Annotated in this window: 14 protein-coding genes; 8 read left to right on the top strand and 6 right to left on the bottom strand. The window is 49.6% G+C overall.

The window, feature by feature from the left end; genetic code table 11:
* Positions 1-15: 15 nt before the first annotated feature.
* The 3 genes from pgk (at position 16) to mscS (ending at position 3,393) form a co-directional block, all read left to right on the top strand.
* On the top strand, positions 16-1,179 hold the full coding sequence (pgk, locus tag PCO85_19860; protein ID WJV53388.1) for a phosphoglycerate kinase: 1,164 nt from the start codon (positions 16-18) through the stop codon (positions 1,177-1,179).
* A gap of 117 nt (positions 1,180-1,296) precedes the next feature.
* Positions 1,297-2,373: a class II fructose-bisphosphate aldolase gene (gene fbaA, locus PCO85_19855; protein WJV53387.1), complete on the top strand. Its 1,077-nt coding sequence runs from the start codon at positions 1,297-1,299 to the stop codon at positions 2,371-2,373.
* A gap of 135 nt (positions 2,374-2,508) precedes the next feature.
* Entirely contained in the window at positions 2,509-3,393 is an 885-nt protein-coding gene (mscS, locus tag PCO85_19850) for a small-conductance mechanosensitive channel MscS (protein ID WJV53386.1), read from the top strand.
* 31 nt (positions 3,394-3,424) lie between these two features.
* On the opposite strand, the gene PCO85_19845 is transcribed toward mscS, so the two are convergent.
* The 5 genes from PCO85_19845 to PCO85_19825 all read right to left on the bottom strand — a co-directional run bounded on the left by PCO85_19845 (position 3,425) and on the right by PCO85_19825 (position 9,662).
* On the bottom strand, positions 3,425-4,795 hold the full coding sequence (locus tag PCO85_19845; protein ID WJV53385.1) for an IS4 family transposase: 1,371 nt from the start codon (positions 4,793-4,795) through the stop codon (positions 3,425-3,427).
* Between the two features lie 138 nt (positions 4,796-4,933).
* Positions 4,934-5,812, bottom strand: coding sequence for an SMP-30/gluconolactonase/LRE family protein (locus PCO85_19840; GenBank protein ID WJV56150.1), 879 nt, complete (start codon positions 5,810-5,812; stop codon positions 4,934-4,936).
* 25 nt (positions 5,813-5,837) lie between these two features.
* Positions 5,838-6,944 (bottom strand): substrate-binding domain-containing protein, encoded by a 1,107-nt coding sequence (locus PCO85_19835; GenBank protein ID WJV53384.1) that lies wholly within the window; start codon positions 6,942-6,944, stop codon positions 5,838-5,840.
* A 19-nt stretch (positions 6,945-6,963) separates the two neighbouring features.
* The gene (locus tag PCO85_19830; GenBank protein WJV53383.1) at positions 6,964-8,040 is read right to left on the bottom strand and encodes an ABC transporter permease; all 1,077 of its coding nucleotides are present in this window, start codon (positions 8,038-8,040) and stop codon (positions 6,964-6,966) included.
* Positions 8,041-8,105: 65 nt separating this feature from the next.
* A complete protein-coding gene (locus PCO85_19825) occupies positions 8,106-9,662 on the bottom strand; it encodes a sugar ABC transporter ATP-binding protein (protein ID WJV53382.1) in 1,557 nt (518 codons plus the stop codon).
* A 346-nt stretch (positions 9,663-10,008) separates the two neighbouring features.
* Here PCO85_19825 and PCO85_19820 point away from each other — a divergent pair, with 346 nt between their 5' ends.
* The 3 genes from PCO85_19820 (at position 10,009) to PCO85_19810 (ending at position 12,425) form a co-directional block, all read left to right on the top strand.
* Complete coding sequence (locus PCO85_19820) at positions 10,009-10,827, top strand: IclR family transcriptional regulator (GenBank protein ID WJV53381.1); 819 nt, start codon at positions 10,009-10,011, stop codon at positions 10,825-10,827.
* 111 nt (positions 10,828-10,938) lie between these two features.
* Positions 10,939-11,559, top strand: a complete 621-nt coding sequence (argO, locus tag PCO85_19815) for an arginine exporter ArgO (GenBank protein ID WJV53380.1) — start codon at positions 10,939-10,941, stop codon at positions 11,557-11,559.
* Between the two features lie 152 nt (positions 11,560-11,711).
* The gene (locus PCO85_19810; GenBank protein ID WJV56149.1) at positions 11,712-12,425 is read left to right on the top strand and encodes an oxidative stress defense protein; all 714 of its coding nucleotides are present in this window, start codon (positions 11,712-11,714) and stop codon (positions 12,423-12,425) included.
* A gap of 16 nt (positions 12,426-12,441) precedes the next feature.
* Here PCO85_19810 and PCO85_19805 read toward each other — a convergent pair whose 3' ends face one another.
* Positions 12,442-13,335 (bottom strand): LysR family transcriptional regulator ArgP, encoded by an 894-nt coding sequence (locus PCO85_19805; GenBank protein WJV53379.1) that lies wholly within the window; start codon positions 13,333-13,335, stop codon positions 12,442-12,444.
* 248 nt (positions 13,336-13,583) lie between these two features.
* Here PCO85_19805 and rpiA point away from each other — a divergent pair, with 248 nt between their 5' ends.
* Entirely contained in the window at positions 13,584-14,246 is a 663-nt protein-coding gene (gene rpiA, locus PCO85_19800; GenBank protein WJV53378.1) for a ribose-5-phosphate isomerase RpiA, read from the top strand.
* Positions 14,247-14,547: 301 nt separating this feature from the next.
* Positions 14,548-15,780 carry a phosphoglycerate dehydrogenase gene (serA, locus tag PCO85_19795; GenBank protein WJV53377.1) on the top strand — a complete coding sequence of 411 codons (1,233 nt, stop codon included), beginning with the start codon at positions 14,548-14,550 and terminating at the stop codon, positions 15,778-15,780.
* The last annotated feature ends 119 nt before the right edge of the window (positions 15,781-15,899 follow it).

Below are 15,899 nucleotides of genomic sequence, written 5' to 3'. Positions count from 1 at the left end.
ACAAGAGGATTCACCATGGCTGTAATTAAGATGACCGATCTGGATCTGGCCGGTAAGCGTGTATTTATCCGTTCGGATCTGAATGTGCCGGTAAAAGATGGCAAAGTGACGTCTGATGCGCGTATCCGCGCTTCTCTGCCGACCATAGAAATTGCCCTGAAACAGGGTGCGCGCGTAATGGTAACCTCTCACCTGGGACGTCCCACTGAAGGCGAATACACCGAAGAGTTTTCCCTGCTGCCCGTAGTTAACTACCTGAAGGATAATCTGTCCTTCCCGGTACGTCTGGCAAAAGAGTACCTGGACGGCGTCGATGTCGCTGAAGGCGAGTTGGTTGTGCTGGAAAACGTCCGTTTTAACAAAGGTGAAAAGAAAGACGATGAAGTGTTGTCCAAAAAATATGCCGCACTGTGCGACGTATTTGTTATGGACGCATTTGGCACTGCACATCGTGCTCAGGCATCTACTCACGGCGTTGGCAGGTTTGCGCCAATCGCTTGTGCTGGCCCGTTACTGTCCAACGAACTGGAAGCACTGGGTAAAGCATTAGGTAACCCGGCTCGCCCGATGGTGGCTATCGTTGGCGGTTCCAAGGTATCTACCAAACTGACCGTACTGGGGGCCTTGTCAAAAATCGCTGATCAGCTGATTGTTGGTGGCGGTATTGCCAACACCTTCATTGCTGCTCAGGGTCATAACGTAGGTAAATCCCTGTACGAAGCGGATCTGATTCCTGAAGCGAAGAAATTGCTGGAAACCTGCGATATTCCGGTACCGAGTGATGTACGCGTAGCCACTGAGTTTTCTGAAACTGCTACCGCTACTTTGAAGTCAGTCGCGGCCATTAAAGACGATGAGCAGATTCTGGATCTGGGAGACGTTTCGGCTGAGCGCCTGGCTGAAATTCTGAAAAACGCCAAAACTATTCTGTGGAATGGTCCGGTTGGTGTTTTTGAATTCCCTAACTTCCGCAAAGGAACTGAAGTGGTCGCCCGTGCTATCGCTGACAGTGATGCATTTTCCATCGCTGGCGGCGGCGATACGCTGGCTGCCATTGATTTGTTCGGCATTGCGGACAAAATTTCCTATATTTCTACTGGTGGTGGTGCCTTCCTGGAGTTCGTTGAAGGTAAAAAACTGCCAGCAGTAGTGATGCTGGAAGAACGCGGCAAACAGTAATTTTTGAACAGGAGAAAATCTCCTGTCTGCGGTTGCCCCGGTGTGATGCCGGGGTGACTATCGATGTAACAGTCGATATATCTAACCCTCCACGGCCAACGAAACAGGACACGTAATATGTCTAAAATTTTTGACTTCGTAAAACCGGGTGTCATCACGGGTGATGACGTTCAGAAAGTTTTCGCAGTAGCAAAAGAAAACAAATTTGCTCTACCAGCGGTTAACTGTGTTGGTACTGACTCGGTTAATGCTGTGCTGGAAGCCGCCGCTAAAGTGCGCTCGCCAGTAATCGTTCAGTTTTCTAATGGCGGAGCGGCATTTATTGCTGGCAAAGGCCTGAAAGCTGAAGGTCAACAAGCGGCGATTTTGGGCGCGATTTCTGGTGCGCATCATGTTCATCAGATGGCTGAGCACTATGGTGTTCCGGTTATCCTGCACACTGACCACTGTGCCAAGAAATTGCTACCGTGGCTGGACGGACTGCTGGATGCAGGCGAGAAATACTTCGCTGCTACTGGTAAGCCGCTGTTCTCTTCCCATATGATCGACTTGTCTGAAGAGTCCCTGGAAGAAAATATCGAGATTTGCAGCAAATACCTGACTCGTATGGCGAAGATGGACATGACGCTGGAGATCGAACTGGGTTGCACTGGCGGTGAAGAAGATGGTGTAGATAACAGCCATCTGGATAATTCTGCGCTGTACACCCAGCCGGAAGACGTGGCATATGCGTATGAAAAATTAAATGCAATTAGCCCACGGATTACCATCGCGGCCTCTTTTGGTAACGTACACGGTGTTTACAAACCGGGTAATGTACAGTTGACGCCGAAAATCCTGCGCAATTCTCAGGATTATGTGTCCAAGAAATTCAATTTGCCACACAACAGCCTGGACTTTGTATTCCACGGTGGTTCTGGTTCTACTGCCGAAGAGATCAAAGAAGCGGTTAGCTACGGTGTGATTAAAATGAACATCGATACAGATACCCAATGGGCAACCTGGGAAGGTATTCTGGGCTATTACAAGAAGAATGAAGGCTATCTGCAAAGTCAGTTGGGTAACCCGGAAGGGGCTGACAAGCCAAACAAGAAACACTATGACCCGCGTGCCTGGCTACGTGCGGCTCAGGTCACAATGGTAACTCGTCTGGAAAAAGCGTTTAAAGAGCTGAATGCAATCGACGTATTGTAATTTAGTTTTCGTTTATTCACGTTACTATTAATATTAAGGCTCCTGCGGGAGCCTTAATTATGTTGATCATTTGCCGAAGTGGGTTGTGGTATCAGTCAACGGCAGTGTTCGGAATAAGTGAAATGGGAGTGAGCGATGGAAAATCTTGATGTCTCTGGCACTATGGATCACTTGGAGTCCTGGTTGGTGAATAATCAGCATATTTTACTGGAATATGCGGTAAATATTGCGGCAGCGTTGATCATATTATTTGCCGGACTGCTCATCGCTCGTTTGGTATCAAAAGCCTTAAACCGACTGATGATCATCCGCATGGTTGACACTACAGTTGCTGACTTCCTATCAGCATTAGTGCGCTATGGTATTATTGCGTTTACGTTGACTGCGGCACTGAGTCGGATTGGCGTACAAACCGCCTCCATTATCGCTGTGATGGGTGCCGCTGGTTTGGCCGTCGGTTTGGCATTACAGGGTTCGCTATCAAACCTTGCCGCCGGTGTTCTGCTGGTGATGTTTCGTCCCTTTCGTAGTGGCGAGTGGGTTGACCTGGGGGGAGTCGCTGGGACGGTGGTACAGGTACAGATATTCTCCACGACACTGCGTACTGCGGATGGCAAAATTATCGTCATACCTAACGGTAAAATCATTTCGGGAAACATTATCAATAGTACCCGTGAACCCAACCGTCGCACCGAGATTATTGTGGGTGTGGCGTATGACGCCGATATTGATGTGGTCAAGAATTTACTGGGGGAGATTGTCAGTGCAGATGCCCGTATTCAGCATGGTAGCGGTGTTACTATCCGCCTGAATGAAATGGGTGCATCATCACTGAATTTTGTGGTTCGGGTATGGACCAGTAACGGCGATGCTTTCGAAGTTTACTGGGATTTACTGGAAAACTTTAAGCGCGCACTGGATAAACATCAGATTGGCATACCGTATCCACAGATGGATGTTCATCTGTATCAGCAAACGCCTGGGTCGTCGCCTGGCTCAAAGGGTATTCCGACCATTTGATGGCTTACCCCCCGTTATTCCTGTCTCTTGATCAGATCTCCTGATCAAGAGACTTTGCCAGTCTGTAGCCTTCAACCATATCCTGAAGTTTGAACCAGCCATCCCATATGACTATCCAGCCCGGTTTTCCCGTTCGCTTACTGTCATACCATCGCCCCAGTTTTGCCAGTGACAGGCAGGCCCATTTCACTGTCGGGGGACTTTCCGGTAACGTTTTTCCTTCCTGCTTCACCCACAGCAACTTCCACTCCACCTCACTTAGCACCGATTCGCAACTTTCGTTCTGTGTTTCTTCACTCACGCCTCCCTCCCGTAACGCCAGCACCCTCACTGCCACGAACGCCAGGATTGTCACCATTCGCTCCAGATTGTCCCGCGTCTGCATCCGCAACTCTTCCACCCGTGCGCCGCCGCTTTTCCATGCCTTGTGGTATTCCTCTATCAGCCACCGCCGTTCGTAATAACCCACTATGGCCCTTGCCTGTTCCGTGTTTTCCACCTTCTCTGAGGTTAGTAGATGCCAGCAGGCCCCTTCCGGAGCCGCTTCCCGGCAGCAGATATACGTTAATGACAGCGATGCCTCTCCGGTTGCTTTTTTCAACTGCACGACGCTGTAGCTGATAAACATTTGCGTCTGACGGGCTGCCCGCCCACCTTTCTGTACCACATTCAGCGTATGACTGCCTGCCTCTGTCAGATGCGCCGGCAGGCTGAACAGTTTACCGGGAGCCTCCGCCAGCAGGCGGTTCTGTGCCGCCCGGACCACGAACCGCTGTCCCTGGCTGAGTTTATAGTCAAGGTAATGCCAGATATCTGCCTCCCTGTCGCTGACAGAGATAACCCGTGACTGGATTTCACCCAGCCGTTGTGCCATATGCTCAGAAGCTTTCTGCCATTTGTAACTCTCTTTCTCTTCATAAGGGCGTTGTTTACGCTGGTGTTTTTTACCGTAACTGTCTGATTCACGGCTCCAGCGCTGTTGTTCAATAAGACCGACCATATGAGCACAACCTGGCGCATAAAGCAGGACGGAGTGTACCTGAAGCCCACGGGCACGCTGGCTGTTGGTGATGTTACCCAGTTCTTCCCGAACGGTACTGTGGCTGAAATTCAGTGAGGTGCTATCTTCCAGAGCAAGCAGGAGCGGGTGTTCAGCAGCGACTCTGGTCGTCGCAGCAAAACCGGCGTCAGCAATGGCGTCAGGCAAAACGGCAGGGTTGCGCATCAGGCGATAGGCACCTTCAACTTCAGCAGAAGAATGGGAGGATTTCACGATAGACAGTCCAGTGTATTGAGCCAGTGAGGAAGCCAGGGTGACAAGCCGCCGGGTACGGCGTAAATCCCCTAATTCAGCGGATCCAAAAATGTCGTCAGCCCATGAATAACAATCAGAAAACACCATAACAGCACACCAGAAACAGGGGGGAGTATCAGATAGAGATCAACAAACGGAGAAAAGATTCAAAAAAATCCCCCGACAATTTTGCCGGAGGATTTGTGTATAAGAGACAGCGTTATTCAGGGGGATAAGTCTGGTGCACTACGATAGACGGTAACGGTAGAGGGACGTGGTGGCGGTAATGTACAATTCATTGCCGTCCACTCCACCTATCATACAATTTGAAACCAACTCCGGGACTGGAATTTTTCCCACGGTTTCACCTTGTGGTGAAAACACCAGCACACCATCTTTACAACTACAGAAAATAGCCCCTTCGGCGTTGACACAGAAGCCATCCGGGAAGCCGGGAGTAACGTCCGTTAATCGCTGTCCACCTAGTAGCTCCTTGCCTGAGACTTGGTAAACACGTAATTGATGTCGCCCCTGTACCGGAAAGTCGACGATGGACATATCGGCTACATACATCAGACTTTCATCTGGGGAAAACGCCAGTCCATTTGGCCGTTGTAAGTCACTGCTGGCGAGTGCCACAGAACCATCTTCAGGGTCAAAACAGTAGACATAGCAGCCAACAATCTGACTTTCTGACTTATAGCCTTCGTTATCGTTGATGATGCCGTATGGCGGATCGGTAAACCAGATAGTACCATCCGAGCGGATAGCCAGATCATTGGGAGAGTTAAACCGTTTCCCCTCAAACTTATCTACCAGCAGTGTAACTTCACCATTGTGTTCAGTACGACTGATACCACGTCTGCCATGCTCACAGCTGACGATGCGTCCTTGTTTATCCAGCGCGTTACCGTTGGCATAGTTTGAACTGTGGCGAAACAGACTAACGCCATCCTGTTCCGACCAGCGGAACAGGCGATTTCCTTTCACATCGCTGAAGACCACTGCATTCTGTTCTGGTAGCCACACTGGTCCTTCGGCCCAGACCGCCGGTGAGCATAATCGTTCTAGCGTGCCGTTCCATAGTGATGAATCTAGAACGGACGTGTTATTAACGGAGAACATAGAACTCATCATGACAGGGCCCCTCTTATTTTACGCCCCACAGGGTCTTATAATGTTGCTGATAACCGTTTTGTGGATCGAACTGGTTCTCTGGCCCGCCATCATGATCGATGTTGTTTTTGGTCACCAGATGCACCGGTGTGACGTAGCCTGATGGTGGTTGTTTGGCGAAGGCGCGATTAAATTCATCCACCAGTTGCCAACCATGCAGTTTCAACGGCTCAGGTACTGTCGCGTCCTGACTGTTACCGGTGCGGATACGTTGATAGGCAGAAATAGATCCATCGCCAGCGGAGATGTTATGAGGGGGGTTGTTTCCACCTTTACCGGCGGTTTTCAGTGCTGGGGCCATAAAGTCGAAATAGAGATCGTTAATTGCCAGCGCATACTGGAATTTGTCACCATATTTTTGTAGCAGACTGAACGTCATTGGCGGCATGCGACTGGATGTATCAGACAATGGGGTATCAATCATCTCCAGTACCTGGCAACCGCTGCATTTTTCTATGGTTTTTTTGATCACATTGGCTTTATCCAGCGCGATCTGATACAGCGAATCGGTAAAAATCACTACCTTTGCCGTACCTTCTGATTTTGCCACCGCATACAGCGCAGCTACGCGTGCCACTTCATTGGAATCTGAGGTGATATTGTCATAGATGTTGTATTTTGGAACCGGACCCGGTTCTGGCACAGCATGCCAGCCCATCAGTACAATGCCTTGCTTAACGGCTTTTTTCAGCGGGATACGAGCCACGTTTGGATTCCAGCCGCCGATCACAATCCCATCCGGTTTTTGGGCGATAGCCTGGTTCAGTGCGGATAGCTGATCTTTTACCGAACCCGCGCCGTCCAGTGTCTCCAGTTTCCAGCCAACGGTTTTGGTCGCTTCAACCATACCTTGCTGTACCCCTTGAACGCCACCGTTCTTCATGTCAGAAGCGATAAAAATGATGTGCTTATTAGTCTGTAGTTTGGGCCCGCTGGTAGGGCCGTCCCATTTGGTGACCGGTGCTGTGGCCTTGGCAATGACTGCCTTGGCCTGATCCAGATAGCTGTCAGCCTGTGCAGATAAGGTAAAAAGTAGGGTACTGCTTAGCATCAGGCTTGGTAACAATGAATACTTTTTCATCGTGTTCTCCTTGGTGTGATTAAGGGTTAACAGCCTTTTTTTCTTTGTCTGGGGTGGATTGATGGCGTTGAACCGCTTTTTGATTCAATAGCCGGCGGCGTTGTGCGTAGCCCGCCAGCGTAATGGATAGTAATAAGGTGGCACCGTTAAACAGGGGTTCTACCCAGAATGCGCCACCAAATTGCTGGATCCCGGCGATACCGATTGCCAGGATAGAGATACCGACCACGGTTCCCCATACGTTGACTCGTCCAGGGCGGATGGTGGTACTGCCAAGAAAAGCGCCCACCAGTGCCGGCAGCAGGTAATCCATGCCGACGCTGGCTTGACCTACGCCTTGGTCGGCGGCAATGAGTATCCCAGTAAAGCCGGTCAGTACACTGGACGTGATAAAAGCGCCGATGGTAAATCGGGTTACCGAGATACCGTTTAGTTTGGCAGCGGCAGGGTTGCCGCCGACAGCGTACATGCAACGGCCCAATGGAGTATGTTCAGTAATGAGCCATAAAATCACGGCGATGATCAATACGTAAAAAGCCGCAATCGGAATGCCCATGATCTCTGTGTGGTACAGCGCGATAAAGCTATCTGGTAGATCGCCAACGATCTGTCGGCCACCAGAATGCCAGAGTGCGATGGCATACAGCACCGTCCCTGATCCGAGCGTAGCAACGAAGCTGTCAATATCGGCTAGCGCGACCAGAATGCCATTCAGTAATCCGTATATTGCTGAGATAATCAGTACGATGAACACGGCAGCTTGCCACGAAAAGCCGTATCGCACCTGTAGCGTAATGGCCAGGATATGCCATAGCACGATACCAAAACCAACATTCAGGTCGATTTTCCCGACAATCATTGGAATGGTGGCCGCCAGGGCCAGTAGAGCGATTTTGGATTTACTGGAAAGAATTGCCTGTAGTGTCAGCAATGAAGCAAAAGAAGGGGTGATGGCAGAAAATATCAATACCAGCGCGATACAGAGCAGTAGCAAACCATAGCGGGTAAAAACCTGCATCGACCAGGCTCCCATACCGTGCTGTTTCAGGCTAATACGTTGTTCTAGAGCTGTCGATTTGACCGGTGTTTTAGACATAGCATTCTCCGGATACGAGAAAGACAGAAACTGTCCGCTGTTGGCATTAAACCGCGTAATTGTTATCAGGCACGTAAAGGTGTGTGCCGGGGTTTTTCATGATCGGTACTTTGATTTTCACTACCTGATGCCAATGCCAACAGATTGGCAAATGTCACCTGCTGGTCACGAAGCTCTCCCACCATCTGTCCGCGATTAAATACCAATGCCCGGTTGCAGATATGCGCGATCTCCTCGAAATCGGCGGAGATCACCAAGATTGCTGCGCCTTCACTTAGTGATTTATTTAATAAATGATAAATTTCGGCCCTGGCTCCCACATCCACGCCAGCCGTGGGATCTTCCAGAATCAGCAAGGGTGTATTCAAATGCATCCAGCGCGCCATCACTACTTTTTGCTGATTGCCGCCGGACAAGGCGCTGATGTCGATGTTGACGTCTTTCGGACGGATATCGAATAGTTGGACTTTCCACCAACTGTTGCCGATTTCTTCGCGTGTGGAGTACCGGGAAAACAATTTGTGACCACTGGCGCAAGGATTGATGAACAGGTTTTCACGCACCGACATCGACATCACAAGACTTTCCCCGGTACGGTCACCGGTGACCAGCGATACACCAGCGTGCATAGCCTGTTGCGGGGTGGTTGCGTGCCAGAGTCGATTGCAAAGCGTGATGGTGCCCTTATCACATTGACGCAGACCGAACAGCAGACGACTGATTTCTTCCTGACCTGCACCACGCAGGCCGGCCAGTGCCATCATTTCTCCCGGTTGTAGCGTGAAAGAAACCGGTCCGGTATCGCCGACCACGACGTTGTCGAGTGTCAGTATGGGAGGCTGGTTTTGGGGTAATGGCATACGCTGATGCTCTTTTACCACTTCACCAACAATCATCTGTACCAGATCTCGTACCGAATAGCCTTCGGTAGCGCCGCCAGCGACATAGCGGCCATCGCGCATGACACAGATGCGGTCGGCGATTTCTATCACTTCATCCAACCGGTGGGTGACGTAAATCATGCCGACTTTTTTGCTACGCAGATGATTCAATACCGTGAACAGATGGCGGACATCGCTGGCAGGTAGCGACGCTGTCGGTTCGTCCAGCACCAACACTTCCGCATTAACAGCGACAGCTCTGGCTATCGCCAGCAGGGATTTTTCGGTGCGGGACAAATCAAATACGCGGGTTTGCGGATCGAGATCGATACCCACATTCTGCAATGCCTGGCGGGCGCGGGTATACATAGCCGTCCAGTTGATCATGCCCCACCGCCGAGGGAATCCCATAACCAACGCCATATTTTCCGCAACGGTCATCCATTCGATCAACCCCAGATCCTGATGGATAAAAGCGATGGGTTGGCGGATGTCGCTACGTAGCTCAGACGCTGATCGAATACTGTTACCGTGAAAAAGGATGTCACCGCCATCACGGTCATACACGCCAGCCAGGATTTTTATCAGAGTCGATTTTCCAGCGCCGTTTTCTCCCAGCAAAGCCAGAATCTCTCCCGGCATAACATCAAGACTGACCTTATTTACCGCAATATTACCGCCAAATTTTTTGACGATATGTTGCATGGATAAGAGTGGCTGACTATGTTGATTTCTGTCCATCACTGTTTGCCTTTTCAGTGGAGGTCTGGGAGAGACGCAACTCGTGACGTCTTTCTTGCTATTATCTGTTTATTAATTAATCCATACATTCCGTAATGCGAAATTGAATTTCAAAAATAATAAGCTGAACCCAATGGTAAAGCAAAGAAAGTGTGCTTTTAAATTTATATATTAATCAATTAATTAATAATGATTTGCTGAAATTGTGACTCGCCACGCACTTCTGGTAGGACGTCACAGCGTGGTGTGTTAATACATTGGATAGAGTGAAACATCGTTCCATGACTTCACGCCTGGGTTGTGCTTGCAGTACCATCTGGATGTAGCAATAGGGAGAATGGGGTTTATGCGCGAAAAAGCCATTGATGAAGATGATAAAACAGAAAAACCGTTGGGTAGCCAGAGTTTATTCAGAGGATTGCAGTTGATTGAAATCTTAAGCGACTACCCGAATGGCTGTCCGCTGGCGCAGATTGCGGCGCAATCGGGCATGAATAAAAGCACCGTGCATCGTTTGTTACAGGGTTTGGCTGGCTGTGGTTATGTGGTGCCGGCACGGTTGCCAGGCTGCTATCGTTTAACGACCAAGTTTATTTCTATCGGGCAGAAAGCATTGTCATCATTGAATGTTCTGCACATCGCGGCTCCGCATCTGGAGAAACTGAATCTGGATGTGGGAGAAACCATCAACTTTTCAAGCCGCGAAGATGATCATGTCATCCTGATTTATAAACTGGAACCTACCACCGGAATGATGCGTACCCGGGCCTATATTGGTCAGCACATGCCGTTGTATTGTTCGGCCATGGGAAAGGTTTTTATGGCCTATGGTCGGACGGACTATCCGGTGGAATATTGGCGCAGCCATAAGAATGAGATACGGCAGTTGACGCCGAATACCATCACTAGTCTGACGCAGATGCGAAAAGAACTGACAGATATTCGTCAGCAAGGGTTGGCTATGGATCGGGAAGAGAATGAGCTGGGCGTTTCCTGTATTTCCGCACCGGTTTTTGATATTCATCGCCGGGTACCCTATGCCGTGTCTATTTCGTTATCAACGGCCAGGTTACAACAAATGGGCATTGCCGCGCTGGCCAAACCGATACTGTATACCGCCCAGTGCATTTCACAGGAGTTGGGTTATTTGTCACCAGACGCCTGATGCTTTATGTCATTAGTTATATTAATGATGGATTAGAATTTTCCATTTCAATTAATGATGGTGACTTCTTACACTGCCAGGCATAGCGATAGACCAAATATTGAGGACGTTATGCTGGCTATTTATTTTCAAGGTTTTTTGCTGGGTGCCGCTATGATTTTGCCGCTAGGGCCCCAGAATGCATTTGTCATGAATCAAGGTGTACATCGTCAATATCACCTGATGATTGCGTCGCTGTGTTCATTGAGTGACATGGTATTGATTTGTGCTGGTGTTTTCGGTGGCAGTGCCTTCTTAAGCCAGTCATCATGGTTGATGGAACTGGTGACCTGGGGCGGAGTCGCATTCTTGCTGTGGTATGGTTGGGGGGCATTTAAAACGGCACTTAGCCAGGATATTGTTATTACGCAGGCGGATGCGATGAAACAAAGTCGCTGGCGTATTATGGCAACCTTGCTGGCAGTAACCTGGCTGAATCCGCATGTGTATCTTGACACCTTCGTGGTTCTGGGGAGTCTCGGTGGGCAATTTGCGGTTAATGAACGTGGCTGGTTCGCCTTTGGTTCGATTACGGCTTCTTTTTTGTGGTTCTTTTCGCTGGCACTCCTGGCAGCCTGGTTGTCACCATGGCTGAGTAGCACCCGGAGTCAGCGCATCATTAACCTGTTAGTCGGTGGTGTCATGTGGATGATTGCTCTGCAATTGGCGAATCATGGTTGGCAGTTGCTGTAAAAAACGGGCATGACAGCCTGCAATATTCAGAGATTCCCTTATATTGGATTAAGGTCACTTCGCGTTATGGTGTACAGGTCATCATTACAATGAAAGAACCTGTACGTAAATAGCATGGATGAAAAAGAGAAGGGGATGTCGTGAAACAGACTATATGGCTACTTGCTGCTGTGCTTGGTTTTGGGAGTGTCGCCGTTAGCGTACCCGCCGCTGAATTACCGAGTGGACCTCATCTTGTAACGTCTGGCAGCGCTACTGTAGATGCAACACCGGACCTTGCCCGGTTATCGATTGAGGTGAGTGTTTCATCGAAAGACGCAGCCAGTGCGAAAAAACAGGTTGATCGCCGTGTGGCACAGTATTTCGATTTTCTGGCTAAAAATGGCATTGAAAAGAAAGATATCAACGCCGCCAATCTGCGTACTCAGCCTGAGTATGACTATCTAAAAACAGGTGGCTCAGTGCTGAAGGGATATCGTGCAGTACGGCAGGTTGACGTGACGTTGCGCCAACTGGGGAAGTTGAATGAGTTGCTTGAAGGTGCATTGAAATCCGGGCTGAACGAGATTCAGACTGTCGAACTGGGCGTATCTAACCCAGACACCTACCGTAAACTGGCCCGCAAGAAAGCGATTGAACAAGCCATTAGCCAGGCACAATCGCTGGCCTCGGGTTTCAATACGACATTGGGGCCGGTTTACAGTATCCGCTATCATGTGGCGAATTATCAGCCAGTACCGATGACTCGCTTGTTTAAAACCGCTGATGTCGCGGTGCAATCGACAGCTTCTCAGACTTATGAGCAGCAGACCATCCACTTTGATGATCAAGTTGATGTGGTATTCGAACTGCAACGTAATCCCTAACACGTCACCACGGACGTCAGCATTGCCGCAGTACCTGCCGTCCGTGCTCTAACAGCGCATCGGTGACTTTTCTCATCATCCGGCTTTCCGGCGCAAACCGATGCCAGTAAAGCATCCGGCGTTGAAACAGGCCAGGCGTGAGGTCAAGCAGTTCTTCGTTGGCCAGTTCCCTTTCAATCTGCAAGTGTGGAATCATGCAGCAGGTTGTGCCCTGGCGAGCGAGCTGCACAAACGCTTCTGAGGAATTCACAATATGGCAGGGAACGCTGCCGGGTGATAAATCAAAATTCTGTTGCAGGAATGCCTGATGCATGTCGTCCAGATGATCGAATGCTACAGCGGGAGCGCGTAACAGGGCTGAACGAGTCACCCCGTTTGGAAAATAGCGCTCGGCAAAACCGGGAGAAGCAACAAACAGATAATCAAGCGCACCGAGTTGATCCACCAGACAACTGGGCAACGGTTGTGGCTGGATACTGACTGCCCCCACAACTTCTCCCCGCCGGAGTCTCTCCTGGGTGCGTGTTTCATCTTCGACCTGTAAATTGAGGCGTATCGGTGAGTCCGTCAGTACGGGTTTCAGCGCTGGCAGTAGCCAGGTTGCCAGACTATCGGCGTTTACCGCCAGCGATAATAATAGTGGTGTTTCGTTCGAATTTTCATCGCCCAGCCACTCTTCTTCGAGCAGTTCTACCTGATGCAGTAACGCCAGCAGTTTCTGCCCTTGTTCTGTGGGACGGGGAGGGATCGTTCTGACCAGCAACGGTTGACCAAACAGATTTTCCAATTGCTTGATGCGCTGCGAAACGGCCGATTGCGTGATGCAGAGTTTTTGCGCGGCGCGTTCAAAACCACGTTCACGGATCACGGCGTCCAGCGCCTGAAGGGTGCGATAGTCTGGGCGTTTCATGAAAGTGATAATTCCTCTGAATGGAAACAATTTCGGCACTATGCCACACTTTGTCGCGTTATCGCCCTCAAAATCTGCGATTTTCTGACACCAGGGGTTAAATCAGCCACAGCGTGAAATGACAAACCGTGTTGAATTACTCGAGTCCAGAGAGGCGACGACTCCGTGCCTATTGCGGGACATCGCCCGATGTCATGCTCTATAATGCATATTACGTTTCCGTAGTAACTAACAGGCATAAGCAGACCATGACACAGGATGAACTGAAAAAGGCCGTTGGCTGGGCCGCGCTTGATTATGTCCGCCCCGGCACCATCGTTGGTGTTGGAACGGGATCGACCGCCGCACACTTTATTGATGCGCTTGGCTCCATCAAAAATCAGATAGAAGGGGCGGTATCCAGTTCGGATGCTTCTACCGCCAAGTTGAAAAGTTTGGGAATTCAGGTCTTTGACTGTAATGATGTCGATTTGCTGGATGTTTACGTTGATGGCGCGGACGAAATCAACCCGTACATGCAGATGATCAAAGGCGGTGGAGCGGCGTTAACTCGCGAGAAAATCATTGCGGCTATTGCTCGTCAGTTTGTGTGTATTGTCGATGCCTCCAAACAGGTCGACATTCTAGGGAGGTTCCCTCTGCCGGTAGAAGTAATCCCGATGGCGCGTGCTTATGTGGCCCGTGAGTTGGCTAAGATGGGTGCGCAACCTGAGTATCGCCAGGGCATATTGACCGATAACGGCAATATCATTCTGGATGTGCATAATCTGGATATTTCCAACGCTATTGCGGTAGAAAATCACATTAATGGTATCGCTGGCGTAGTGACTGTTGGCCTGTTTGCTAACCGTTGTGCCGATGTGGCGTTGGTTGGTTCACCGGAAGGGGTTAAAACGGTCAAACTGAAATAGACTCGGTTTTTTGTAAAGCAGTCCGGACATGTGTCGCCATGCCCGGATTTTTTTATACAAAAAAAATCGCTTCGCGTTAAAGGCTCATTTTTGGTACTTAATATCATCTTTTCTTATTTTGTATCACCTCAATCTGGTTTGCTCTATATTTTGCAGCATTTTTTGCCACAAATTCATTGTCAAGCTGCTGGACGGGTAGGTGACTGGGCAATCGTTTGTATTGCCGCCTGCGTAATTTTTGTTATGTTTGCAGGAATGTTTGCGAAACGTCACATCTGAAGTCTGAAAATAAGGTCGGGAAATGGCAAAGGTATCACTGGAAAAAGACAAGATTAAATTTCTGTTAGTGGAAGGCGTACACCAGAGCGCCCTGGAAAACCTGCGTGCGGCTGGCTACACCAATATTGAATACCACAAAGGGGCGCTTGACCCTGACGCACTGAAGGAGTCTATCCGCGATGCGCATTTTGTGGGTATTCGTTCGCGCACCCATCTAACAGAAGAAATATTTGCCGCAGCGGAAAAGTTGGTGGCTGTGGGATGTTTCTGCATCGGTACCAACCAGGTTGAGTTACCGTCAGCGACCAAACGTGGTATTCCGGTATTCAACGCCCCTTTTTCCAACACCCGATCGGTCGCCGAAATGGTGATCGGTGAATTGCTGCTGTTAATGCGTAATATTCCATTTGCCAACGCGAAGGCTCATCGTGGTATATGGCATAAACAGGCTGTAGGGTCGTATGAGGCCCGAGGTAAGAAGATAGGTATCATTGGTTATGGTCATATCGGTATGCAGTTGGGTATCCTGGCGGAAAGTTTGGGGATGCATGTCTACTTCTATGATATCGAAAGTAAGCTGCCGTTGGGCAATGCGCAACAGGTACGTCATCTTTCTGAATTGCTGAATATGAGCGATGTGGTCAGCCTGCATGTCCCGGAAAACAATAGTACGCAAAATATGATCAGCGATAATGAGCTGGCGTTGATGAAACCCGGTTCAATCCTGATCAATGCTTCACGTGGTACAGTCGTAGATATTCCTGCGTTGTGTAATGCTTTGAGCAACAAGCACCTGTCTGGCGCCGCTATTGATGTATTCCCGAAAGAACCTGCAACCAACAGCGATCCTTTCCTGTCACCGTTGTGTGAATTTGATAACGTATTGCTGACACCACATATTGGTGGATCTACTCAGGAAGCACAGGAAAACATCGGCGATGAAGTCGCCGGGAAATTGGCGAAATACTCTGATAACGGTTCCACGTTGTCAGCGGTGAATTTTCCGGAAGTCTCTCTGCCGGTTCATGGTGAGCGTGCCAGCCGTCTACTGCATATCCATGAAAACCGTCCGGGCGTGTTGACTCAACTCAACCATATCTTCGCCGAACAGGGTATCAATATTGCTGCACAGTATCTGCAAACTACCGCTGAGATTGGTTATGTGGTTATTGATGTGGAAACCGACGGCGCTGATACGGCGTTGCAACTGATGAAGTCCATTCCTGGCACTATCCGCGCCAGACTGCTGTACTAATTACCCATACATCACCAGCCTCGCCCGGGGCTGGTGTTATTTTTGGGGTGTGTTGGTTGAGGCTACTCGAAGAACATTATGTTATTTAATGTTAAATCGGGAACCGAATTATTCCCCGT

This window comes from Prodigiosinella aquatilis (assembly GCA_030388725.1).
Classification (GTDB): domain Bacteria; phylum Pseudomonadota; class Gammaproteobacteria; order Enterobacterales; family Enterobacteriaceae; genus Prodigiosinella; species Prodigiosinella aquatilis.
This window is presented reverse-complemented; position numbering and strand designations above follow the sequence as displayed.

Excerpts from the sequence above, each read along its gene's own strand:
- pgk (WJV53388.1), top strand. The coding sequence starts at position 16 with ATGGCTGTAATTAAGATGACCGATCTGGATCTGGCCGGTAAGCGTGTA.
- fbaA (WJV53387.1), top strand. The coding sequence starts at position 1,297 with ATGTCTAAAATTTTTGACTTCGTAAAACCGGGTGTCATCACGGGTGAT.
- mscS (WJV53386.1), top strand. The coding sequence starts at position 2,509 with ATGGAAAATCTTGATGTCTCTGGCACTATGGATCACTTGGAGTCCTGG.
- PCO85_19845 (WJV53385.1), bottom strand. The coding sequence starts at position 4,795 with ATGGTGTTTTCTGATTGTTATTCATGGGCTGACGACATTTTTGGATCC.
- PCO85_19840 (WJV56150.1), bottom strand. The coding sequence starts at position 5,812 with ATGTTCTCCGTTAATAACACGTCCGTTCTAGATTCATCACTATGGAAC.
- PCO85_19835 (WJV53384.1), bottom strand. The coding sequence starts at position 6,944 with ATGAAAAAGTATTCATTGTTACCAAGCCTGATGCTAAGCAGTACCCTA.
- PCO85_19830 (WJV53383.1), bottom strand. The coding sequence starts at position 8,040 with ATGTCTAAAACACCGGTCAAATCGACAGCTCTAGAACAACGTATTAGC.
- PCO85_19825 (WJV53382.1), bottom strand. The coding sequence starts at position 9,662 with ATGGACAGAAATCAACATAGTCAGCCACTCTTATCCATGCAACATATC.
- PCO85_19820 (WJV53381.1), top strand. The coding sequence starts at position 10,009 with ATGCGCGAAAAAGCCATTGATGAAGATGATAAAACAGAAAAACCGTTG.
- argO (WJV53380.1), top strand. The coding sequence starts at position 10,939 with ATGCTGGCTATTTATTTTCAAGGTTTTTTGCTGGGTGCCGCTATGATT.
- PCO85_19805 (WJV53379.1), bottom strand. The coding sequence starts at position 13,335 with ATGAAACGCCCAGACTATCGCACCCTTCAGGCGCTGGACGCCGTGATC.
- rpiA (WJV53378.1), top strand. The coding sequence starts at position 13,584 with ATGACACAGGATGAACTGAAAAAGGCCGTTGGCTGGGCCGCGCTTGAT.
- serA (WJV53377.1), top strand. The coding sequence starts at position 14,548 with ATGGCAAAGGTATCACTGGAAAAAGACAAGATTAAATTTCTGTTAGTG.